Source organism: Streptomyces sp. T028 (genome assembly GCF_048159505.1).
In the GTDB taxonomy this organism is placed as follows: Bacteria; Actinomycetota; Actinomycetes; order Streptomycetales; family Streptomycetaceae; genus Streptomyces.
The window spans coordinates 16,085-38,408 of record NZ_JBLRVZ010000046.1 but is presented as its reverse complement, the minus strand read 5'-3'; the positions used below and the strand labels follow the sequence as shown (position 1 = coordinate 38,408).

19 protein-coding genes are annotated in these 22,324 nt (G+C 71.4%); 8 read left to right on the top strand and 11 right to left on the bottom strand.

What is annotated here, in order from left to right; translation table 11 throughout:
- Positions 1–11: 11 nt before the first annotated feature.
- Together ACLZN2_RS37890 and ACLZN2_RS37885 are read left to right on the top strand one after the other, a co-directional pair.
- Positions 12–701 (top strand): response regulator transcription factor, encoded by a 690-nt coding sequence (locus ACLZN2_RS37890; RefSeq protein WP_416984128.1) that lies wholly within the window; start codon positions 12–14, stop codon positions 699–701.
- A complete protein-coding gene (locus ACLZN2_RS37885) occupies positions 698–2,215 on the top strand; it encodes a sensor histidine kinase (RefSeq protein ID WP_416984127.1) in 1,518 nt (505 codons plus the stop codon). The genes ACLZN2_RS37890 and ACLZN2_RS37885 overlap by 4 nt, the downstream gene beginning before the upstream one ends.
- Before the next feature lie 9 nt (positions 2,216–2,224).
- On the opposite strand, the gene ACLZN2_RS37880 is transcribed toward ACLZN2_RS37885, so the two are convergent.
- The 4 genes from ACLZN2_RS37880 to ACLZN2_RS37865 form a co-directional block, all read right to left on the bottom strand.
- Positions 2,225–2,626, bottom strand: a complete 402-nt coding sequence (locus ACLZN2_RS37880; RefSeq protein WP_416984126.1) for an ATP-binding protein — start codon at positions 2,624–2,626, stop codon at positions 2,225–2,227.
- 93 nt (positions 2,627–2,719) lie between these two features.
- On the bottom strand, positions 2,720–4,273 hold the full coding sequence (locus ACLZN2_RS37875) for an ABC transporter substrate-binding protein (RefSeq protein WP_416984125.1): 1,554 nt from the start codon (positions 4,271–4,273) through the stop codon (positions 2,720–2,722).
- Between the two features lie 186 nt (positions 4,274–4,459).
- Positions 4,460–5,845, bottom strand: a complete 1,386-nt coding sequence (locus tag ACLZN2_RS37870) for a metallophosphoesterase (RefSeq protein ID WP_416984124.1) — start codon at positions 5,843–5,845, stop codon at positions 4,460–4,462.
- 3 nt (positions 5,846–5,848) lie between these two features.
- Complete coding sequence (locus tag ACLZN2_RS37865) at positions 5,849–6,088, bottom strand: SCO4848 family membrane protein (protein WP_416984123.1); 240 nt, start codon at positions 6,086–6,088, stop codon at positions 5,849–5,851.
- On the opposite strand from ACLZN2_RS37865, the gene ACLZN2_RS37860 reads away from it, so the two are divergent.
- Entirely contained in the window at positions 6,027–7,514 is a 1,488-nt protein-coding gene (locus tag ACLZN2_RS37860; RefSeq protein ID WP_416984122.1) for a D-alanyl-D-alanine carboxypeptidase, read from the top strand. The two genes, ACLZN2_RS37865 and ACLZN2_RS37860, sit on opposite strands and share 62 nt — an antisense overlap.
- Here ACLZN2_RS37860 and ACLZN2_RS37855 read toward each other — a convergent pair.
- The 4 genes from ACLZN2_RS37855 to ACLZN2_RS37840 all read right to left on the bottom strand — a co-directional run bounded on the left by ACLZN2_RS37855 (position 7,468) and on the right by ACLZN2_RS37840 (position 11,815).
- The gene (locus ACLZN2_RS37855; protein WP_416984121.1) at positions 7,468–8,385 is read right to left on the bottom strand and encodes a YihY/virulence factor BrkB family protein; all 918 of its coding nucleotides are present in this window, start codon (positions 8,383–8,385) and stop codon (positions 7,468–7,470) included. The two genes, ACLZN2_RS37860 and ACLZN2_RS37855, sit on opposite strands and share 47 nt — an antisense overlap.
- A gap of 50 nt (positions 8,386–8,435) precedes the next feature.
- Positions 8,436–9,017, bottom strand: coding sequence for a 2'-5' RNA ligase family protein (locus tag ACLZN2_RS37850; RefSeq protein WP_416984120.1), 582 nt, complete (start codon positions 9,015–9,017; stop codon positions 8,436–8,438).
- A 188-nt stretch (positions 9,018–9,205) separates the two neighbouring features.
- Complete coding sequence (gene trpS, locus ACLZN2_RS37845; protein ID WP_416984119.1) at positions 9,206–10,219, bottom strand: tryptophan--tRNA ligase; 1,014 nt, start codon at positions 10,217–10,219, stop codon at positions 9,206–9,208.
- 144 nt (positions 10,220–10,363) lie between these two features.
- A complete protein-coding gene (locus ACLZN2_RS37840) occupies positions 10,364–11,815 on the bottom strand; it encodes a glycine hydroxymethyltransferase (RefSeq protein ID WP_416984118.1) in 1,452 nt (483 codons plus the stop codon).
- 399 nt (positions 11,816–12,214) lie between these two features.
- On the opposite strand from ACLZN2_RS37840, the gene rocD reads away from it, so the two are divergent.
- Positions 12,215–13,438 carry an ornithine--oxo-acid transaminase gene (rocD, locus tag ACLZN2_RS37835; protein ID WP_416984117.1) on the top strand — a complete coding sequence of 408 codons (1,224 nt, stop codon included), beginning with the start codon at positions 12,215–12,217 and terminating at the stop codon, positions 13,436–13,438.
- Here the strand turns inward: rocD and ACLZN2_RS37830 are convergent.
- The 3 genes from ACLZN2_RS37830 to ACLZN2_RS37820 form a co-directional block, all read right to left on the bottom strand.
- A complete protein-coding gene (locus tag ACLZN2_RS37830; RefSeq protein ID WP_416984116.1) occupies positions 13,435–14,622 on the bottom strand; it encodes a glutathionylspermidine synthase family protein in 1,188 nt (395 codons plus the stop codon). The two genes, rocD and ACLZN2_RS37830, sit on opposite strands and share 4 nt — an antisense overlap.
- Before the next feature lie 13 nt (positions 14,623–14,635).
- Positions 14,636–15,001 carry a hypothetical protein gene (locus ACLZN2_RS37825; RefSeq protein WP_416984115.1) on the bottom strand — a complete coding sequence of 122 codons (366 nt, stop codon included), beginning with the start codon at positions 14,999–15,001 and terminating at the stop codon, positions 14,636–14,638.
- Positions 15,002–15,139: 138 nt separating this feature from the next.
- Positions 15,140–15,928 (bottom strand): DUF3050 domain-containing protein, encoded by a 789-nt coding sequence (locus ACLZN2_RS37820; RefSeq protein WP_416984114.1) that lies wholly within the window; start codon positions 15,926–15,928, stop codon positions 15,140–15,142.
- Positions 15,929–16,150: 222 nt separating this feature from the next.
- Between ACLZN2_RS37820 and ACLZN2_RS37815 the strand changes: the two genes are divergently transcribed.
- Genes ACLZN2_RS37815 through ACLZN2_RS37800 form a run of 4 tightly spaced genes read left to right on the top strand, consistent with a single transcriptional unit; the run spans position 16,151 to position 22,320 of the window.
- On the top strand, positions 16,151–16,747 hold the full coding sequence (locus ACLZN2_RS37815; RefSeq protein ID WP_416984113.1) for a hypothetical protein: 597 nt from the start codon (positions 16,151–16,153) through the stop codon (positions 16,745–16,747).
- Between the two features lie 28 nt (positions 16,748–16,775).
- Complete coding sequence (gene pabB / locus ACLZN2_RS37810) at positions 16,776–18,944, top strand: aminodeoxychorismate synthase component I (RefSeq protein WP_416984112.1); 2,169 nt, start codon at positions 16,776–16,778, stop codon at positions 18,942–18,944.
- Positions 18,941–20,713, top strand: a complete 1,773-nt coding sequence (locus tag ACLZN2_RS37805) for an AMP-binding protein (RefSeq protein ID WP_416984111.1) — start codon at positions 18,941–18,943, stop codon at positions 20,711–20,713. The genes pabB and ACLZN2_RS37805 overlap by 4 nt, the downstream gene beginning before the upstream one ends.
- 32 nt (positions 20,714–20,745) lie before the next feature.
- Positions 20,746–22,320: a class I adenylate-forming enzyme family protein gene (locus ACLZN2_RS37800; RefSeq protein ID WP_416984110.1), complete on the top strand. Its 1,575-nt coding sequence runs from the start codon at positions 20,746–20,748 to the stop codon at positions 22,318–22,320.
- Positions 22,321–22,324: the final 4 nt, after the last annotated feature.

Genomic DNA, 22,324 nt, shown 5'->3' with positions numbered 1-22,324 from the left:
ATACTGGGGACATGTCGACGGCCCCCGGCACCGTGCTGGTCGTGGAGGACGAGCCGAGCATCGCGGACGTCCTCGCCATCGCGCTGCGCTACCACCGCTTCGAGGTCATGATCGCGGGCACGGTCCGCGAGGCCCTCGCCCTGGCCGGGCGCACCCGGCCCGACGTCGCGCTGCTCGACGTCATGCTGCCCGACGGCGACGGCCGGGCGCTCGGGCGCGAACTGCGCGAGCGGCGGCCCGACCTGGCCCTCGTGTTCCTCACCGCGCGCGACGCGCCGGGTGAGATCGTCGGCGCGCTCGGCTTCGGCGACGACTACATCACCAAGCCGTTCGACATCGACGTGGTCGTCGCCCGGATCAGCGCGGTCCTGCGGCGCACCCGCCCGGCGGACGTCCTGCCGCAGCGCCCGCCGCTGCGCTACGGCGACCTGGAGCTGGACGAGACGACGTACAGCGTGCACCGCGCGGGCCGCTCGGTCGAGCTGACCCCCACCGAGTACGCGCTGCTGCGTTTCCTCGTGCGCAACGGCGGCCGGATCGTGCCCAAGGAGCAACTCCTGCGCCATGTCTGGCAGTACGAGCACACACCACCGGAGTCGACGGTCGTCGAGACCTACATCAGCTATCTGCGCCGCAAGCTGGACACCCTCGGCCCCCCGGTGATCACCACCCGGCGGGGCGTGGGGTACGGACTGGCATGAGGAGGCTGCGGGCCCTGCGGTGCGGGCGGGGCATGCACTCGCTGCGGGTGAAGCTGACGCTGGCGAACGTGGCGCTGCTCGCGATCGGGATCGTCGCGGCGACCGCGGTCAGCCTGATGGGGATGCGGCACTATCTGCTGGATCAGATCGACTCCGACTTGGTCAAGACCCGTGACTCGATCGCCGGTACGGGGCTCACCCTGCGGAAGCTGGACTCGCTGTCGGCGCTGAGCTTCCTCCGCGACCGGATCGCGCCCGGGGAGAGCGACGAGGAGTCCGCGGCGGACACGGTCTTCACGGCCACCGACGGCACCGGCCGGGCCGTGTCCCTCTTCGGCGTGCCGCCCACCGCGGCCCAGCGCGACCTCGCCGCCGCCGTGCGCGACCCGCACGCGCTCACCCTCGCCCCCGACCCGGGCGACGTCAGCATGCGGGGCGCTGCCTACCGGGTCACGGCCACCCGGCTCGGGGACGGCACCTACGTCCTGATGGCGACCTCCACCGAGGCCCTGCACCGGGGCATGGTCAAGGCCCTCAAGCTGGACCTCGCCGTCGGCACCCTGCTGCTGGCACTGCTCGCGTGTCTCACCCTGTTCAGTGTGCGGCGGCGGATGCGGCCGCTGGAGGACATGGTGGAGACGTCGTCGGCGATCGCGGAGGGCGATCTGACCCGGCGGGTGCCCTCCAGCCGGGAGACCAGCCTGGAGGTGGAGCAGTTGCGGCTCGCCCTGAACTCGATGCTCCACCAGGTGGAGACGGCGTACCGCACACGCGAGCGCAGCGCGGGCCAGTTGCGCCGGTTCGTCGCCGACGCCTCGCACGAGCTGCGCACCCCGCTGTCCGCGATACGCGGCTACCTCCAGCTGTACGACCAGGGGATGCTGCGCGAGCCGGAGGAGCGGAAGCGGGCCTGGGAACGGATGAACGGCGAGGTGGACCGGATGGGCCGGCTCGTCGACGAACTGCTCACGCTGGCCCGCCTGGACCAGCGACCCGAACTGCGGCTGCGGAACGTGGACGTGAGCCGGCTGGTCCGGGACGCGGCCCAGGATCTGCGGGCGCAGCAGCCGGCCCGGCCGGTCACGGTCGACGCGGACGGGGCGCTGCTGATGCGGGCCGACGAGTCGGGGCTGCGGCAGGTCCTGGGCAACCTGGTGGCCAACGTGCGCACGCACACACCCGCCGAGGTGCCGGTGCGGCTCGGCGTGGAGCGCGTGGACGGGGTCGTACGGCTGTCGGTGCGGGACGAGGGGCCGGGGCTGGCGTCGGAGGACGCGGCGCGGGTCTTCGACCGGTTCTTCCGGGCGGGCGGCGGCGCGGGCAGCGGGCTGGGGCTGGCGATCGTGCAGGGTGTGGTGCGGGCCCACGGCGGCGAGGTGAGCGTGCGGACGGCGCCGGGCGAGGGGCTCGGGGTGACGGTGGAACTGCCGTTTGGGTGCGGCGCCGTTGTGGCTGGTCGCGCCCACGCGGCGGAGCCGCATATCGATACAGCCCCGCGCCCTTTGGGGCGCTGACGCGCCCGCTCAGGGGCTTGCCAGGACCAAGGCCCATACCGTCTTGCCGTGGCTTCCCCTCCCCCACACGCCCCACGCGGTGGTGAGGTGTTCTACGAGGTGTAGGCCGCGGCCGTGTTCCTCCCACTCGGCGACTCTCCGCGGCCGGGGTTCGTGGCGGTCCTCGTCGGAGACCTCTATGAGGCAGGAGCCGTCCGCGAGCGCGGTGACCGCCACCTCGAACTCCCGCTCCCGCAGGGGTCCGTGGCGGATGACGTTGGTGGCCAGCTCGGACACCACGAGGACCGCGTCGGTCAGCGCCCGGTCGTCGGGGCCGTGCCCCCAGTTCGCCAGATGGTCCCGCACCCGGCGCCGGGCCAGGCCGACGGACGCCGGATGCCGGGGCAGCCGGAAGGAGTTGCGTCTCAGCACCTCTGCTCCTCACCCCGCACACAGCTCCGTCACATGGTCACCCCGAGTGGTGACTGCCCGGTGTGGCGGGGACGCATGCCCGAACGGGCAGGATCAGATCCAGTTCAGGGCCCACAGGCGGAACACGCCGTTGCCGTCGGCCAGGTACTGGCCGCCGCCGATGTCCGCGTCGGTGACGACGTACTCCTTGCGCTGCCACAGCGGGATCACGGGCACGTCGTCGGCGATGGCCTGCTGGAGGTTCTTGAAGTCGTCGGCGACCTGGCTGCGGTCGGCGTACTGCTGGCTGTCGGTGATGTAGCGGTCGACGGTCTTGCTGCTGTAGCCGGTGTTCATGGTGGAGTCGGTGCCGACGAGCGGGCCCGCGTAGGTGTCCGGGTCGGGGTAGTCGGCGACCCAGCCGACGGCGTACGCGTCGAGCTTGCCGCTCGCCCACCGCTTCTGGAAGTCGGTCCACTCGTACCCCTTGACGTTCACCTTGAACAGCCCGGAGGCCTCCAGCTGCCGCTTGAGCTCCTTCGCCTCGGCCGCGGCGGCACCGCTGCCCAGGCCGTAGCCGTAGGTGAAGCCGACCGGGATGCTGACGCCGGCCTCCTCCAGCAGCTTGCGGGCCTTCTGGGAACTCCGCTCGGGGTAGGTGTCGAAGAACGAGGTCGTGTGGCCGGTGAGGCCGGCCGGGATGAGCGAGTACAGCGGGTCGACCGTGCCGTCGTACACGGTCGCGGCGAGCTGTTCACGGTCGATCAGCCAGGCCACCGCCCTGCGCACGTCCGTGGAGTTCAGCGGCGACGACTCACGGGTGTTGAAGTACAGGTTGCGGGTGTCGGAGCTGTCGGCCTCGCTGACCCGCATCTCGGGGTCGCTGGCGTTGAGGGCGGCGAGGACGGCGGGCGGCAGCTGCCGGGTGGCCACGTCGATGTCCTTGGCCTTCCACCCCTTCTCCAGGGCGTCCGGGTCGGCGTAGTAGCGCAGTTCGACCGGCGCGCCCGCCTTCACGGCGCCCTTGTAACGCGAGTTGGGTTCGAGGTGGACCCGCTTGCCTTTCGTGTACGACGTCAGCGTGTACGGGCCCGTACCGTCGACGGAGGTGCCGGTGCGCAGGCCGTCGGCCGGGTAGCGGGTCTGGTCGACGATCGAGCCGGCGCCGGTGGCCACCTTGAACGGGAACGTGGCGTCCGGGGTCGTCAGATGGAAGGTGACCTTCTGTCCGGCGGCGTCCACCGACTTCAGGGTGGACAGCAGCGAGGCCGGACCGACATCGGCGTTGATCTTCTTGACCCGGTCGAAGGAGAACTTCACGTCCTCGGCGGTCACCTTGCGGCCGCTGGGGAAGGTGAGGTCGTCCCGCAGCTCGCAGGTGTACGTCGTCAGGGCGCCCTTCGGGAAGGAGCAGCTCCTGGCGGCGTCCGGGACGGGCGAGACGCCGCCCGGCGCGTAGGTCAGCAGCGACTGGAAGACGTTGCTGAACAACGCCCAGGAACCGGCGTCGTAGGCGCCTGCCGGATCGAGTGACGTGATGGTGTCCGTCGTGCCCACGGTGATGGTGGCGCCGCTGTTCTGCTGGGACGGCAGTAACTGCCAGCCGCCCACACCCACAACCGCGAGAACCAGAAGTGTCACGAGGATCCGCATGCGAACCGAGCGCATGGTGATGCCCTGCCCTCCCCGGGCCATAGGAAGGCCCAGAACTCCCCAGAAAGCCACCCCCCTTGGTGGCGGGGCTCACCTAACCACACGTGTTTCAGCGGGCGGAAGGGACTTCTGGGTAGATGGGAAAGAACTTACCGACGCGCTGTTTCCGCCCGGTTTCACAGGTTTCTCTCAGACTCCGCCTCACGCCTGACGGGATGCCAGCTCGATCACCGTGATGTCCGAGGGTGCGCCCACGCGGGTGGGCGGGCCCCAGGCGCCGGCGCCCCGGGAGACGTACAGCTGGGTGTCGCCGTAGCGCTCCAGGCCGGCCAGGGTCGGGTTCGCGGCCTCGGCGATCAGGTTGCCGGGGAAGAGCTGGCCGCCGTGGGTGTGCCCGGAGAGCTGGAGGTCGACTCCGTGGCGTACGGCGTCGTGGATCTGCACGGGCTGGTGGGCGAGGAGCACGCACGCGCGCGTGGTGTCCCGGTCACCGAGGGCCCGGTTGAAGTCGGGGCCCTGCCCCTCGCTCTCACCTGCGACGTCGTTGACGCCGGCGAGGTCGAACCAGGGGAGTTCGGTGCGCTCGTTCTCCAGGGGGTCGATGCCGAGCCGGCGCACCTCGTCGACCCACTGGGCCGCGCCGGAGAAGTACTCGTGGTTGCCGGTGACGAAGAAGCTGCCGTGCCGGGCCCGCAGCCCGGCGAGCGGGGCGGCCGCCGGGCCCAGGTCCTTCACGCTGCCGTCGACGAGGTCGCCGACGACGGCGATCAGGTCGGGCTGCGTGGCGTTGATCGTGTCGACGACCTTCTGCGCGAAGCCCCGGCCGAGGACCGGGCCGAGGTGGATGTCGCTGACGGCCGCGATCCGGTAGCCGTGGGCGGTGCGCGGAAGTTTGGCCAGCGGGACGGTCACCCGCTTCACCTTCGGACCGCGCAGCACACCGTAGGTACCGGCGCCGACGGTCCCCAGGGCCACGGCGGCGGCCGCGCCGCCGACGACCCGGGAGACGAAGAGCCGCCGGGAGGGGGCGAGGTTTTCGGCCGCTTCAGGCGCGGGGTCGGCCTTCTCGGGCGCGGGGCTGCGCTTTTCGGCACCCTCGGGGGCGGGCCGCTCGGCTGCCTCGGGGGCCGGGTGCGGCGACTCCGGCTGCCCGGTCGGCGACCCCGGGGCGGCGGCCGGGGCCGACCGCTCGGCCGGCCTCGTACGGGCCCCCGCCGGGACCGGCTCCGGCTCCGGCTCCGGCTGCGGTTGCGGCACGGGCTGCTCGGCGGGGGCCCGCCGCTCCAGGAAGCGGCACAGCAGCGGTCGTACGATCTCGCCCGCGACGAGCCCCAGCAGCAGGTAGATCGACAGGGCGAGCCAGAGGAAGCCCGGCCAGGCGAGGGTGCGCTGGAGCCAGAAGGGGGCGCCGGTGCGCTCCCCGACGAGGGCGCCGATCGCCAGGGCCCAGCCGCCCGCGACCAGCACGGCGCCGCCGCGGCGCGCCCAGCCGGGGCCGCGGGTGGTGTCGCGGAACAGCCGGCGCCACAGGTACCAGTTGGCGCCGACCAGGACCGTCAGCGCGAGCAGTGCGAAGAGGATCACCATCGGCTATGACGTCCGGCGCAGTGCGCGCAGACCGCGCAACCCGATGGCCCCGATGGCCGTCCCCAATACGAAGGAGACGACGGCGAGCGTCAGATGCACCCAGAAGTACGCGGTGGGCTCGCCGTCGTCGAACGCGAGACCGCTGCTGTCCTTGACCAGATTCTTGACGAAAGTGACCCAGATGACCCAGCTCCACACCCCGAAGGCGAGCAGGAACCAGGAGAGGGGGCGGCTGAGCTTCATGGGTTCAGTATCGCCGTCGGGTGTCCGGTTCGATGACCGGGGTGGGGAGGGCGGCGGGACTTCCCGTCGGCTGCCAGGTACGTTCTCCGTCGTGCCCGCACCCATGAAGCAGACCGTCAGGCGATCCCTGCTGGTCACCGCAGCGTCCCTCACCTCTTTCGCGCTGACCGCGCCCGTCTCCCTCGCCGCGCCGAGTCCGTCTCCGTCTTCTTCTCCGTCTTCTTCTCCTTCTTCTCCTTCCAAGAGCGCGTCCCCCTCGGCCACTCCCCCGGCGACCATGTCCACCGTGGGCGGGGCCCGGCTCGGGCAGGCCGGGACACAGGTGGCGCTCGCGGGGGACGCCCCGGTGGTGCCGAAGGACCTCACCGCGCGGTCGTGGATCGTCGCGGACGCCGAGTCCGGCGAGGTGCTGGCGGCGCACAACGCGCACTGGCGGCTGCCCCCGGCGAGCACGATGAAGATGCTGTTCGCGGACACCGTGCTGCCGAAGTTCCCGAAGACCACCGCGCACAAGGTGGTGCCGAAGGATCTGGACGGCATCGGGTCCGGCTCCAGCCTGGTCGGGATAAAGGAGAACGAGACGTACACGGTCCACGACCTGTGGCTCGGTGTCTTCCTGCGCTCCGGCAACGACGCCGTGCATGTGCTGTCGGCGATGAACGGCGGGGTCGAGAACACGGTCGAGGAGATGAACCAGCACGCCGAGGAGCTCCAGGCCCTCGACACGCACGTGGTCTCCCCCGACGGCTACGACCAGCCCGGCCAGGTCTCCTCCGCGTACGACCTGACGCTGATCGCGCGGTCCGGGCTGCAGAAGAAGGACTTCCGGGAGTACTGCTCGACCGTCTCGGCCAAGTTCCCGGGCGAGACGAAGAAGAACAAGAAGGGCAAGAAGGTCCGCGGGTCCTTCGAGATCCAGAACACCAACCGGCTGCTGGCCGGCGACTACGACGTCACGCAGTACCCGGGCATCGCGGGTGTGAAGAACGGCAACACGACCAACGCGGGCGCGACCTTCACGGGTGTCGCCGAGCGGGCCGGGCGCGTGCTGCTGGTCACGGTGATGAACCCGGAGAAGAGCGACCACAACGAGGTCTACAAGGAGACCGCCAAGCTGTTCGACTGGGGTTTCGCGGCGGCCGGGAAGGTGACGCCGGTGGGTGAGCTGGTCCCGCCGCAGGGGGCGGCTCCCAGCGCACAGGCCAGTGCGCAGCCGGGCGCGAACCCGTCCTCCGGCGAGTCGGCCAAGGCCGGGCGGGGCGGCAGCTCGCAGCAGCCGGTGGCGAGTGCGGTCGCCGACGACGGCTCGCGCGGCATGTGGACGGCGCTGGGCATCACCGGCGGCGTGCTGGTGCTGCTGGCCGCCGGGGCGTATGTCGTCAACCGCCGCTGGCCGCTGCCGGATCTGGTACGCCGTCGCCGCTGACGTCGTCGCCCGCCGCGCTGTCGGGTGCGCTGCCCGTCGCCGTCCACGCGGCGCAGTACAGGACCAGTTTCGAGGTGAAGTTGATCCACAGCAGCAGGGCGATGGGCACGCCGAACGCGCCGTACATGCTCTTGCCTGCCACGTTCTGCATATAGCCGCTGAGCAACAGCTTCAGCAGTTCGAAGCCGACCGCGCCGATCAGCGCCGCGACGATCAGACGGCGGCGGGTGGGCTCGACGCCGGGCAGCAGGGTGAGGACGTAGAGGAGGAGCAGGAAGTCGGCGAGGACGGCGATGGTGAAGGCGGCGACGTGCAGCAGGATGCCGCTCCAGCCCGCCTCGTCGATGCCGAGGGCGTCGGTGATCCGGCCGACCAGGGCGGAGGCGACGGTGGAGATGGCGAGGGTGACCAGGACCGCGCCGCCGAGCCCGACCAGGATGCCCGCGTCCTTGCCCCTGCTCAGGACCGGGTTCTCCTCCTTGTCGGGCAGCTCCCACACCGCGCGCAGACAGTCGCGCATCTGGCCGACCCAGCCGATGCCGGTGAACAGCAGCACGGCACCGGCGATGAGGCCGACGGTGCCGGCGTTCTGCACCAGGCTGTGGATGTCGAGCTGGTCGGAGATGCCGGGGACCTGGTCGGCGATCTTGTCCTGGAGTTCCTGCTGCTGGGACTCGCTGAGGGTGGCGGCGGCGATCGCGGCGGCCAGGGTGAGCAGCGGGAACAGCGCGATGAAGCTGATGAACGTCATCGCGGCGGCGAGCCGGGTCCATTTCACCCGGTCGAGGCGTTCGTACGACCGCCACGCGTGCGTGGCCATGAGGCGGGTGACCCAGGGCCCGACGCCGGGAAGCTTCTTCAGCCAGTCCATGATCCGACTCTGCCCTGTACGCGGGGAACGACGCGGAGGGGCGCTTGCCCTCAGCGTGTTGGCAGGGTGCCCCTGTCCGCGTGGGCGGACTGCGGGGGGATCACCGTCGTGCCGCCGAACGTGTACTCACGGAGCTCGCGCCAGACCTCGTCCGGGCCCAGTTCGTGGAGGGCGAAGCCGGTGCAGGACCAGTCGGCCTCGTAGCCGGAGAGTTCCTCGAAGGCCCGGTCCATCGCCTTGTCGTCGATGCCGTGCGCCACGGTGACATGCGGGTGGTACGGGAACAGCAGCTCCCGCACCAGCGGGCCGGACGCGTCACGGACCAGCTGCTGGAGCCAGGCGCAGACCTCGGCGCCCTCGACGACCCTCATGTACACGACCGGCGACAGGGGCCGGAACGTGCCGGTGCCGGAGAGCCGCATCGGGAAGGGGCGGCCGATCGCGGCGACCTCGGTGAGGTGGGCGTCGACGGCCGGCAGCGCGCTCGCCTCGATCTCGGTCGGCGGCAGCAGCGTGATGTGCGTGGGGATGCCGTGAGCAGCGGCGTCGCCGAAGCCCGCGCGCCGCTCCTGGAGCAGGCTGCCGTGAGGCTCCGGGACCGCGATCGACACGCCGATCGTTACGGTCCCCACATCGTCTCCTGTCGTCATGTCCGATGAGATGCCGGTCGTGGTGCCGGGTTCGTGCTCAGTCGTCTCAGTCGTACGGCTATCGACTGTACGGCCACGGCTGTGCTCTGGGCAGGCGCAGAGGAAGTGATGTGCAGCGCTCTGCCCGGAGGAACGAGTGTGCGGTGCGCCCCGGGTGCTTCCTAGCGCCTTCAGTGCTTCGCGGGCAGGAAGCCGACCCTCTCGTACGCCTGGGAGAGCGTCTCCGCGGCGACGGCGCGCGCCTTCTCCGCGCCCTTCGCCAGGATCGAGTCCAGCGTCTCCGGGTCGTCCAGGTACTGCTGGGTGCGGTCCCGGAACGGGGTGACGAAGTCGACGACGACGTCCGCGAGGTCCGTCTTCAGCGCGCCGTACATCTTGCCCTCGTACTCCTGCTCCAGCTGGGCGATGCTCTTGCCGGTGAGCGTGGAGTAGATGGTGAGCAGGTTGCTGACGCCCGGCTTGTTCTCGGTGTCGTAGCGGACGACCGTGTCGGTGTCCGTGACCGCGCTCTTGACCTTCTTCGCGGTGGCCTTCGGGTCGTCGAGGAGGTTGATGAGGCCCTTCGGCGTGGACGCCGACTTGCTCATCTTGATCGACGGGTCCTGGAGGTCGTAGATCTTCGCCGTCTCCTTGAGGATGTACGGCTTCGGGATGGTGAAGGTCTCGCCGAAGCGGCCGTTGAAGCGCTCGGCGAGGTCACGGGTGAGCTCGATGTGCTGGCGCTGGTCCTCGCCGACCGGGACCTCGTGGGCCTGGTAGAGCAGGATGTCCGCGACCTGGAGGATCGGGTACGTGAACAGGCCGACGCTGGCGCTCTCGGTGCCCTGGCGGGCGGACTTGTCCTTGAACTGGGTCATCCGGCTGGCCTCGCCGAAGCCGGTGAGGCAGTTCATGACCCAGGCGAGCTGGGCGTGCTCGGGGACGTGGCTCTGCACGAAGAGGGTGCAGCGCTCGGGATCCAGGCCGGCCGCCAGGAGCTGGGCGGCGGCCAGGCGGGTGTTGGCCGTGAGGTCCTTCGGGTCCTGCGGGACCGTGATCGCGTGCAGGTCGACGACCATGTAGAAGGCGTCGTGGGACTCCTGCAGGGCCACCCACTGGCGGACGGCGCCGAGGTAGTTGCCGAGGTGGAACGAGCCTGCGGTGGGCTGGATTCCGGAGAGCACGCGGGGTCGATCTGAGGCCATGTTCACCATTCTCTCAGAGGGAGAGGGTGAGTTTGGCCCGGGAGGTGAGGGGTGGTGCGGTGCGCGGGGAACCGCGGCGCCGTTGTGGCTGGTCGCGCCCCGCGGCGGAGCCGCAAATGATGCGGCCCCGCGCCCCTGAAGACTTCAGCCGAGGTCGATTTCCGGGTACAGGGGGAAGCCCGCCACCAGGTCCGTTGCCCGCTGGGAGATCTCCTCCGCCACCTTCTCGTCCAGGACGTGGGTCGCCTTGCTCGGGGCGCCCGACTTCGTCGTGCCCTGTTCGGTCGTCGTCAGGACGCGGTCGATCAGGCCCGCCACCTCGTCCATCTCCGCCGTGCCCAGGCCGCGGGTCGTCAGGGCGGGGGTGCCGATGCGGATGCCGGACGTGTACCAGGCGCCGTTCGGGTCGGCCGGGATCGCGTTGCGGTTCGTCACGATGCCCGAGTCGAGGAGCGCCGACTCGGCCTGGCGGCCGGTGAGGCCGTAGGAGGAGGCCACGTCGATCAGGTTGAGGTGGTTGTCGGTGCCGCCGGTGACCAGCGTGGCGCCCCGGCGCATCAGGCCCTCGGCCAGCGCGCGGGAGTTGTCGACGATCCGCTGGGCGTAGTCCTGGAAGGCGGGCTGCCGGGCCTCGGCCAGGGCGACGGCCTTGGCGGCCATCACGTGCGGGAGGGGGCCGCCGAGGACCATCGGGCAGCCGCGGTCGACCTGGTCCTTGAGGGAATCGTCGCACAGGACCATGCCGCCGCGCGGGCCGCGCAGGGACTTGTGGGTGGTCGTGGTGACGATCTGGGCGTGCGGGACCGGGTCGAAGTCGCCGGTGAGGACCTTGCCGGCGACGAGGCCCGCGAAGTGCGCCATGTCGACCATGAGGGTGGCGCCGACCTCGTCGGCGATCTCGCGCATGATCCGGAAGTTCACCAGACGGGGGTACGCGGAGTAGCCGGCGACGATGATCAGCGGCTTGAACTCGCGGGCCTGGACGCGCAGGGCGTCGTAGTCGATGAGGCCGGTCGCCGGGTCGGTGCCGTAGGAGCGCTGGTCGAACATCTTGCCGGAGATGTTCGGGCGGAAGCCGTGGGTGAGGTGGCCGCCCGCGTCCAGGGACATGCCGAGCATGCGCTGGTTGCCGAAGGCCTGGCGGAGTTCCGCCCAGTCGGCCTCGGCGAGGTCGTTGACCTGGCGGGCGCCGGTCTTCTCCAGGAAGGGGACCTCGACGCGGTCGGCGAGAACGGCCCAGAAGGCGACCAGGTTGGCGTCGATGCCGGAGTGCGGCTGCACGTACGCGTGCCGGGCGCCGAAGAGCTCGCGGGCGTGCTCGGCGGCCAGCGCCTCGACCGTGTCGACGTTGCGGCAGCCGGCGTAGAAGCGGCGGCCGACAGTGCCCTCGGCGTATTTGTCGCTGAACCAGTTGCCCATCGCGAGGAGGGTGGCCGGGGAGGCGTAGTTCTCGGAGGCGATCAGCTTGAGCATCTCGCGCTGGTCGTGGACCTCCTGGCCGATGGCGTCGGCGACGCGCGGCTCGACGGCGCGGATCACGTCGAGGGCGGCGCGGAAGGCGGTGGACTCGGTGGAGAGGGACTGCTGCTCTGACATGTCGTCGGCCTCCGGGTGGCGTGTCGGGAACGGTCACGATGCACGGCTGGCCCAGGCGCACGGCACTTGATCACTACGGGCCGCTCCCCGATGGTCCGTCCCATCCTCGGGCCCGGTCGTCACATTCCCGCCTGCGCCGCGACGCCTGGCACGCACGCTCGCCGCGTTGCCGAACCACCCACGTGGCTCCGCCACGCGGGTGCTCCGGCGCCTTGCGATCGCACGCACCAGACGCCGCGCCGCGCGCCCTCCGGGCGGACGACGGGAATGTGACGACCGGGCCCTGCGCGCCAGTCACGGCCCGCCGCCAGCCTACCGGGCACGCGCGCGCGTGAAGGCGTGGCGTCCACCATGCGAGCGACCGGGGAAGGGCGCACGCTGGAGATCCCGGGAGGTCCTGTGAGCACGACCGAGTCGCTGATCGCCGCCGCCGACGCGCACAGCGCGCACACCTATCACCCGCTGCCGGTGGTGATCGCCACGGCCGACGGGGCGTGGATGACGGACGTGGAGGGGCGGCGGTATCTGGATCTGCTGGCGGGCTACTCCGCGCTGAACTTCGGGCACGGCAACCGGCGGCTGGTCGAGGCGGCGAAGGCGCAGCTGGAGCGGGTGACGCTGACGTCGAGGGCGTTCCACCACGACCGGTACGCCGCGTTCTGCGCCGAGCTGGCCGCGCTGTGCGGCAAGGAGATGGTCCTGCCGATGAACACGGGCACGGAGGCGGTGGAGACGGCCGTGAAGACCGCCCGGAAGTGGGGCTACCGGGTGAAGGGGGTCCCGGCGGAGATGGCGAAGATCGTCGTCGCCGGCAACAACTTCCACGGCCGTACGACGACGGTCGTCAGCTTCTCCACCGACCCCGAGGCCCGGGCGGACTACGGGCCGTACACACCCGGCTTCGAGATCGTGCCGTACGGGGACCTCACGGCGATGCGGGCGGCGGTGACCGAGAACACGGTGGCGGTGCTCCTCGAACCGATCCAGGGCGAGGCGGGGGTGATCGTCCCGCCGGAGGGTTATCTGCCGGCGGTGCGGGAGCTGACCCGGGAGCGGGGGGTGCTGTTCGTCGCCGACGAGATCCAGTCGGGGCTCGGCCGGACGGGGCGTACCTTCGCGTGCGAGCACGAGGGGGTCGTACCGGATGTGTATGTGCTGGGGAAGGCGCTCGGGGGCGGGATCGTGCCGGTGTCGGCGGTGGTGGCGGACGCGCAGGTGCTCGGGGTGTTCCGGCCCGGGGAGCACGGGTCGACGTTCGGCGGGAATCCGCTCGCGTGCGCGGTCGCGCTGGAGGTGATCGCGATGCTGCGGTCGGGCGAGTACCAGGAGCGGGCCGCGCTGCTCGGGGAGCGGCTGCACCGGGAGCTGCGCGTGCTGGCCGGCACCGGGCGGGTGACGGCGGTGCGGGGGCGGGGCCTGTGGGCCGGGGTGGACGTGGCGCCGGGGTACGGGTCGGGGCGGGAGGTGTCGGAGCGGCTGGTGGAGCGGGGCGTGCTGGTGAAGGACACCCGCGGCCCGACGTTCCGTGTCGCGCCGCCCCTGGTCATCACCGGGGAGGATCTGGACTGGGCGCTGGAGCAGATCCGGGCGGTGCTGGACCTCCAGCCCCTGCGGCGGCCCTAGAGGATCACGTGCGGGACGAAGCGGGCGTACTCGTCGGTGATCAGGCCCGAGGACTCGCGGATGCCGAGGCCCGCGGACTCCTCCCGTACGACCCACGCGCCGAGGACGACGTGGTTGCCGTCGAAAGCGGGCAGCGGGGCGAGCTGCTGGTAGCAGCAGGGTTCGTCGGTGCGTACGACGGGATCGGCGCCCTTCTCGTGGATCGTGACGCCGGCGCCCTCGCGGCCGAGCAGGGGTTTGGCCACGTAACCGGTGGTGGCGGCCAGCTCGCGGGGGCCGTCGAGGTAGGCGGGGAGGAGGTTGGGGTGGTCCGGGTACAGCTCCCAGAGGACGGCGAGCAGCGCCTTGTTGCTGAGCAGCATCTTCCAGGCGGGCTCGATCCACATCGTGCTGCCCGTGCCGCCGCCGTTGTCGAGGGTGTCGAGGACATGGCCGGCGAAGCGGTCGGTGGTGAGCCACTCCCACGGGTAGAGCTTGAAGCAGCTGCGGATGAAGCGGAGCCGGTGGTCGACGAAGCGGCCGGAGAGCCGGTCGAAGCCGATGTCCTCGACGGGGATGAACGCCGTGTCGAGGCCGGCCTGTTCGGCGGTCTCCTTGAGGTAGGCGACCGTCATCAGGTCCTCGCCGAGTTCGTCGGCGGTGGAGTGCGCGAAGTACAGCGGGCTGCCGGGCGGGAGGAGCGGGGCCTGTTTCCGCCAGGCCTCGACCAGGCGTTCGTGCAGGGAGTTCCACTGGTCGGCGCCCGGGAAGCGCTCCTCCATCCAGAACCACTGCGGGGAGGCCGCCTCCACGAGGGAGGTCGGGGTGTCGGCGTTGTACTCCAGGAGTTTCGCCGGGCCCGTGCCGTCGTAGCGCAGGTCGAAACGGCCGTAGACGGAAGGGAGTTCGGCGCGCCGGTGCCAGGCCTCGGTGACGGCGGCGGCGACCCGCGGGTCGGTGATGCCGAGGTCTGCGAGGCGGCCGGCGGTGACGAGGTGGTCCGCCGCCGCCAGGCACATGCGGTGGAGTTCCTCGACGGTCTCCTCCAGGGCCTCGACCTCGTCGAGGGTGAAGGCGTAGTACGCGCTCTCGTCCCAGTACGGGCGCAGGCTGCCGTCGGGGTGGCGGGTGAGCGGGTAGACGAGCCCCTGCTCCTCGACCGTCTCCTGCCAGCCGGGGCGGGGCTCGATGGTGTGGCGCTGCATGGCGTACGGCCGCTCAGCCGCCGCTGCTGCCGGAGCCGGAGCAGCCGAAGCCGCCCCGGTCGACGGCCTCGCTCTTGCTGAAGGTGCCGTAGTCGGCCCAGCCTCTGTCGACGTCGGCGTCGTAGTACCAGTCGGCGTCGGTTGTCGTGGCCGTGCCGGAGGTGGTCTTCCTGCCCTTGCCGGAGGTGGACGAGGATCCGGAGGACGACTTGCAGTTCTTGTCGGCGACGACCTTGTAGCCGTAGAGGGAGTCGTAGCTGTCGCGGTCGACGCAGCGGCGGTCCGGGTCGGAGCCGCAGGAGGTGAGGGCGGCGGCGACCACGCCCATGCCGCCGAGTACGACCGTGCTGGACCGCAAGCGCCTACGTGATTCCGCCATGTCCCCGTCTCCCCGTTGCCGTCTTCACTTCGCCCCTACGGCGATTTCCGGCCGCAAGCCTAAAGATCGGCGAGAGCACGCGCACCCCCGCCCCCCCGGGGGGATGCGCGCGGGGCGCAGGGGCGTGCGCCGGGTGGGTCAGGTCATCGCCTCCGTGATGCCGTCCCACAGGCGGGACCTCGCCTCCAGGGCGACGGTGACCGTCTCCACGGCCTCCTGCCAGCGGGTGTCGTCCGTGCCGCAGAGGTCGGTGACCATCTGCAGGGCCATGGGGGTGTGTTCCTCGCCGTCGACCTCGATGTGGCGGGCGAGGTAGTCGCGGAAGAGGGGGAAGCGGTCGGTGCCCTCCTCCTTGATGACCTGGTCGAACATGTCGGGGATCAGGTCCTCGCGGGAGAAGGCGAAGACGGCGGCCCGGCAGTGCAGCGGGCTGTGGGCGATGATGTCGAAGGTCGTCGTGACGAACTCCGCCGCGGGCGCGGGCACTTGGGCGACGCGCAGGGCCGCGGAAAGGTCGTGGCCCTCGCCGATGAGGTCGAGGAACGTGTCGACGCGGGTGGTGTCGGCCCCGGCCTCGGCCATGGCGGCCCGGTACAGCTCGTAGTGGCTGGTGAAGCCGCCGTTCAGCTCGTCGCTCTCCTCGACCAGCACGATGTCGTTGATGAGCCGGCGCGCGACCGCCGAGCCGCGCGGCACCCAGGGCACGTCGACGCAGGTCAGCTCGCGCTGGAGCGACTTGAGGAGAGACATGAAGTCCCACACCGCGAACACGTGGTGGGCCATGAACGTCCTCAGGTGTTCCTGCCCGGATATCCGCTGGTAAATGGGGTGGGTCGTTACTTCTTTCCGGGCGGATTCCAGCACGGAACGAGCCCGTTCGATTCCCTCGTGTCCCCCGGCGGTCAGTTTCCAGTCGTACCTGGACATGAAGATCTCCTTCGATCTCGGACCGCGATCGTCCAACCATTCGGGCAACGACGGCAAGCAGTTTCATGAATTCGGCGGAAGTTACTCGCAGTACCGGCCGACAGATGACATCAAGGAGTCGGAAACGCCAGCAAAGAGCCGCGATTCGGACAGTCACAGGACGGCCACAAAAAACTCGTTGAATCTTTGAACGCGGGGACCCGGCGGCCCGTACTCCACCCCGTGAGCAGTAATCCCGTCACCGTGACCGTGGCCTATCACGTGGTGCCGGGCCGTGAGGCCGACTTCCATACCTGGGGGTGGGCAATGCTGGGCGCGAGCGCCCGGCAGCCGGGTTTCCTCGGGGGTGGCGTCCTTGTCGATCGAGAGGCGGAGTGGCATGTCGTCTATCGCTTCGCCACCGAGGACACGGCTCTGGCCTGGGAGGTCTCGCCCGACCGGGTCCAGTGGGACGTCCGTACTCAGGGCATCGCCGAGCGGGCGGGCCGCCGGAGCGTTGAGGGGTCCAAGGAGTGGTTCGACACCCAGGGCCCCCCACCTCCACCCCCGCCCCCACCTGCTCCGCCCGCCCCGCCGGCGAAATGGAAACTGTGGTTCGTGAATATGAGCGCGGTGTTCCCGCCGGTGCTCCTGTTCAATCTGATCGTGCTGCCCTATCTCGGCGGCCTCAATCCGCTCATTCGCACGCTGTTGCTCTGCCTGTGTGTGACGGCTCTCGTCACCTGGATTCTCATGCCGCGCCTTCAGCGTTTCTTCAAGAAATGGCTGTACCCACCGCTTCAGGCGCTGCGTGGGCGGCACAAACGACGGACCGTATAGGTTCGTGAACGACGAAGGAGGTGGGCGGGTGAAGACCCTGCTCATCGACAATTACGACTCGTACACGTACAACCTGTTCCAGCTGGTCGCCGAGGTCAACGGCGAGGAGCCGGTGGTGATCCACAATGACACCGGCGGTGCCGACGGGATCGACGTATTAGACGTTCTCGACGGTTTCGACAATGTCGTGGTCTCGCCCGGTCCGGGGCATCCGGGAACGGCCCGTGACTTCGGCATCAGCGCCGCGGTGCTCGCCGGGGCCACCGTGCCCGTGCTCGGTGTCTGCCTCGGCCACCAGGGCATCGCCCTCGGGGAGCAGGGCCGGGTGGCACCCGCCCGGCAGCCCCGGCACGGGCATCTGACCGAGGTGCGGCACGACGGCCGGGACCTGTTCCAGGGGCTGCCCCAGCACTTCACCGCGGTCCGCTACCACTCCCTCGCCGTGCACGAGCCGCTGCCGGAGACGCTGCAGGCCACCGCCTGGGCCGAGGACGGCGTCCTCATGGGCATCCGGCACCGCGAACGGCCGCTGTGGGGCGTGCAGTTCCACCCGGAGTCGGTGCTCACCGAGTACGGCCACCGCATGCTGGTGAACTTCCGCAACCTCACCGCCGAGCGGGCCCGCCGCCCCCGCAGCAAGAACACCGCCGTCCCCCCGGCCGCCGGGCCGACGATTCCCCGGCCCCGGCAGGGCAACCTCCCCGCCTACCGGCTGCACACCCGCCGCATCGCCGGGGCCGTCGACACCGAGGCCGTCTTCACCCGGCTGTTCGCCGGCTCGGCGCGGTCGTTCTGGCTGGACAGCTCCCGGGTCGAGCAGGGCCTCGCGCGCTTCTCGTTCCTCGGCGACGACAGCGGTCCGCTCGCCGAGTTCGTCCGGTACGACGTCGAGGCCGGCCGGTGCGAGATCGAGCGGGCCGGACGGCCCCCGCGCAAGGTCGCGGCGAGCGTCTTCGACTATCTCAAGCGGCAGTTGGCCAACCGCCGGGTCGACGCCACCGGGCTCCCCTTCGACTTCACCGGCGGATACGTCGGCTACTTCGGCTACGAGACCAAGGCCGACTGCGGCTCACCGGGCCGCCACCGCGCCGAAACCCCGGACGCGGCCTGGCTGTTCGCCGACCGGCTGATCGCGGTGGACCACGAGGAGGACTTCACCTACGCGGTCTGCCTCGCCGAGGACACCCCGCAGGCCGCCCGCGAGGCCGCCGACTGGCTGGAGCACACGGTCGCCCAGCTCACCTTCGTCGCCCCCGACGGCCACCGGCCGCCCCCGCCCGCTACGGCCGAGCCCGACCTCGGCGCCGCCGAGCCCTGGCTGACGCGCGACCGGACGACGTACCTCGCCGACATCGAGGCCTGCCAACGGGAGCTGCGGGCCGGCACCAGCTACGAGATCTGTCTCACCGACGCGGCCCGCATGCCCGCCCCGCCCGACGCCTACGCCTTCTACCGGGAGCTGCGACGCGTCAACCCGGCGCCGTACGCGGCCTTCCTGCGGTTCGGCGACCTCGACGTGGCCGGCGCCTCGCCGGAACGGTTCCTGCGGATCACCCGGGACGGCGTCGCCGAGACCAAGCCGATCAAGGGCACCGCGCCACGCGGAACCGACCCGCTCGAGGACGCCCGGCTCCGGGACGCGCTGGCGGCGGACGCCAAGACTCGCGCCGAGAACCTGATGATCGTCGACCTGCTCCGCAACGACCTCGGCCGGGTCTGCCGGACCGGGACGGTACGGGTGTCCCGGCTGATGGCCGTCGAGACGTACGCGACCGTGCACCAGCTCGTCTCCACCGTCGAGGGCCGGCTGCGCGCCGGCACGGACGCCGTGGACTGCGTCCGCGCCTGCTTCCCCGGCGGCTCCATGACCGGTGCGCCGAAGCTGCGCACGATGGAGATCATCGACGGGATCGAGACCGAGGCGCGGGGCGTGTACTCCGGCGCCCTCGGCTACCTGGGGTGCAGCGGCGGCGCGGACCTCAACATCGTCATCCGCACCGCCGTGCTCGCCGACGGCCGGATGCAGCTGGGCGCGGGCGGCGCGATCGTCCTGGACTCCGACCCGGTCGCCGAGTACGACGAGATGCTGCTGAAGACGGCCGCGCAGATGCGGGCGTACACGGACGCCGCCCCAACCGCACCGGACACGCTGAACGCCCTGAACGCCCTGGACGCCCTGGAAGAGGGCGCCCGATGACACCTCCCCAGCTCAGCGCGGCCCCCCGCACGCCAACCCCCGAAACCACCGCCCCGGCACCGCCCCCGCACGCCGACACCCCGCCGTCCGAGGCCGCCACCGCCGCGCCCCTCGAGCCCGCTGACACCGCACGGCCCGAGCCCGCCGGCACGACACCGTCCGACCAGGCCGGCGCCCAACCGCCCCTGGACACCGCTGCCGCGCAGCCCCAGCCCGCCGCCCCCCGGCCGGCCGAGCACACCGACCGCCGGCTCTCCGAAGCCGCCGATGCGGCGCAGTCCCAGGACGCCAATCTCGCAGGCCTCCTCTCCGGGCTGGTCGAGCGGGAGGGGTGGAGTGGGCGGGCCGCCTTTCATCAGGGGCATCGGACCTGGACTCATGGGGAGGTGCACGGGCTCGGGGCGCGGGCGGCCGGGGTGCTCGCCGGGCAGGGGGTGCGGCCCGGGGACCGGGTGCTGCTCGCGCTGCCCGACTCGATCGCCTGGGTGGCGGCCTTCCTCGGCGTCGCCCGGCTCGGCGCGGTGGCCGTGCTGGTGAACCCCGAACTTCCCGCCTCCGACCACGCGTTCATGGCCACGGACACCGGCGCGGTGCTCTGTGTGACGGGGCCGGGGCTGGAGGACGACCGGTTCGGCGGACGGGCCTGCCTCGGCGCCGACCAGCTGCTCGCGCTCGCCGCCACAGCGGAAGCGGTCGACGCCCGTCCCGTCGGGCCCGGCAGTCCCCTCTACATCCAGTACACGTCCGGGACGACCGGCCGGCCCAAGGGCGTCGTGCACACACACGCCGACCCGGTGGCGTACCACGAGCTCATCGGCCGGCCGCTGCTCGGCATCACCCCGGACGACGTCACCCTGTCCGTGTCCAAGCTGTTCTTCGCCTACGGCTTCGGCAACGCCTTCGTCTTCCCCCTGTTCTCCGGCTCCTCGGCCGTCCTGGTGGACCGCCGCCCCACCCCGGCCGCCGTGGACGAGCTGGTCGCCCGGCACAGGGTGACCCTGGTCTACTCCGTGCCGTCGGCGTACGCGGCGCTGGTCGCCGACCGGGGCGGCGGCCACGACGCCTGCTTCGCCTCCGTACGGGCCGCCGTGTCGGCCGGCGAGAGCATGCCGGACGGGCTCGGCGGGCGCGTCGCCGACCTGCTCGGCGCGCCGGTGCTGGAGCAGATCGGCTCCACCGAGGCCGGCCACGCGTTCTGCGCCAACAGCCTCGCCCACAACCACCCGGGCACCGTCGGCCGTCCGGTGCCCGGCTTCGAGGTGGAGCTGCGCGACAAGGCCGGACGCCCGGTGCCGGACGGCGCGGAGGGCGAACTGTGGGTCCACGGGCCGACGGTCACGCCCGGCTATCTCAACCGGCCCGAGGAGACCGCCCGCACGTTGGTCGACGGCTGGCTCAACACCCACGACCGGGCCCGCCGCGAACCGGACGGCGCGTACGCGCACCTGGGCCGTGCCGACGACATGGAGATGGTCGGCGGCATCACCGTCTCCCCGCTGGAGGTGGAGGCCGTACTGCGCACCCATCCGGCGGTGAAGGAGGTCGCGGTCGCGGCCGTCACCGACGCGAGCGGGGCGGGAAGGCTGCGCGCCTTCGTCGTACCGGCGAGGGCACCGGCGCCGCAGGGCTTCCAGGAGGACCTGCTGCGGCTGGCCCGGGAACGGCTCGCCGCCTTCAAGGTCCCCCGCAGCGTCAGCCTCGTCCCCTCCCTCCCCCGCACCCCCACCGGCAAGCTCCGCCGCCATCTGGTCCGTCAAGGGGCCTGGTGACCGTGCCGACCACCGCAGAGAGGAACCGTCACATGTCTCAGCAGCCCGTTCTCGCCGACCGCGGGTTCTACCTGGGCCCGATGCTGCGCCGGGCGGCCGAGCGGCACGGTGCCGTGTTCGTCACCCTGGACCGCCCGCTGGACACCCACCCCGGCCTCGGCACGGCCCTCAGCTACACGGTCCTGGCCGAGGTGGTCGAGGAGCTGTCGGGGCGGCTGTGGGAGGCGGGCGTACGGCCCTCGGAGCAGGTCGTCGTACACAAGACGGACAACGTCGACATCGTGCTGCTGACCTGCGCGATCTCCCGGATCGGCGCGGTGCCGGTGCTGCTGTCGCCCGGGCTCGCGGGTGACGTGGTGGGCAAGCTGCTCGCCCGGCTCCAGCGGCCGTGGCTGGTCACCGACGGGGCGAAGCTGGACGGCCCGCTGAAGGGCCAGGACCTGGACGCTCTGGTCCGGCGCACGCTCACCGTGGCCGACGTACCCGGCGCGGAGTCCCTGCAGAAGTACGCGGGCGCGCAGACCCCCCGGCCCGTGCGCCTGCACCCCCGTGAACCCGCCCTGATCACCCACAGCTCGGGCACCACCGGCGTGCCCAAGCTCGCCGTGCACTGCGCGAACACCATGTGGAACCGGCTCGTCCCGCAGAAGGCGATGGGCTGGCCCACCCGGGGCGAGGTCGCGGCGCTGCACATGTCGTTCGTGCACTCGCGCTTCTACCACCTGCTCGGCGTGCTGCTGCACTTCGGCAGCCCGCTGCTGCTGATCACCGACCCGGACCCGGCGTCGGTCGGCCCGCTCCTGGTCCGCCACCGCCCCGGGATCGTCGAGACCCACCCCAACACCTTCGTCCTGTGGGAGGAGTTGGCCGACGCGCCCGGCGCCCCGCTGTCGCGCGTGAAGTCGTACGGATCGACGTTCGACGCGATCCATCCGCGCACGGTACGGCGGCTCCTCGACGCCTCGAAGCGCCGTGCGCCCTGGCTGATCCAGCTGTACGGGCAGAGCGAGAGCGGCCCGGTGGCGTTCCAGTGGTTCACCCGGCGTTCCGTCGCCCGCGCGGACGGCCGCCGGGTCGGCACCGGCATCCCCGGCTTCACCCGGGTCCGGGTGACCGGCCCGGGCGGAGAGCGGCTCCGGCCCGGCACGCCCGGCCGGATCGAGGCCCGTACGCGCGGCCGGATCCTCACCTACCTGGGCATGCAGGAGCAGTACGACCGTCAGCTCACCGACGGCTGGTGGCAGATGGGCGACATGGGCTACCGCACCCGGCTGGGCGCGCTGTACCTGATGGACCGCGAGATCGACCAGATCGACGCCGTGCACAGCAACCTCGAGGTCGAGGACACCCTGATGGACCGCCTGGAGGAGCTGCGTGAGGTGGTCATCGTGCCGGGCGCGGACCGCGAGCCGGTGCCGGTGGTGTGCGTACGGGGCGAACGGCCGCTGGACCCGGAGCGCTGGGCGGAGGCCACGGCCGATCTGCCGAAGATGGCCGAGCCGAGGCAGTGGCGGTTCGAGGAACTGCCGATGACGGCCACCTGGAAGGTGAAGCGGGTGGAGATCACCCGGATGCTGGCCGAGGCGCGAGAGACGGTGCGCGCGTGACCTC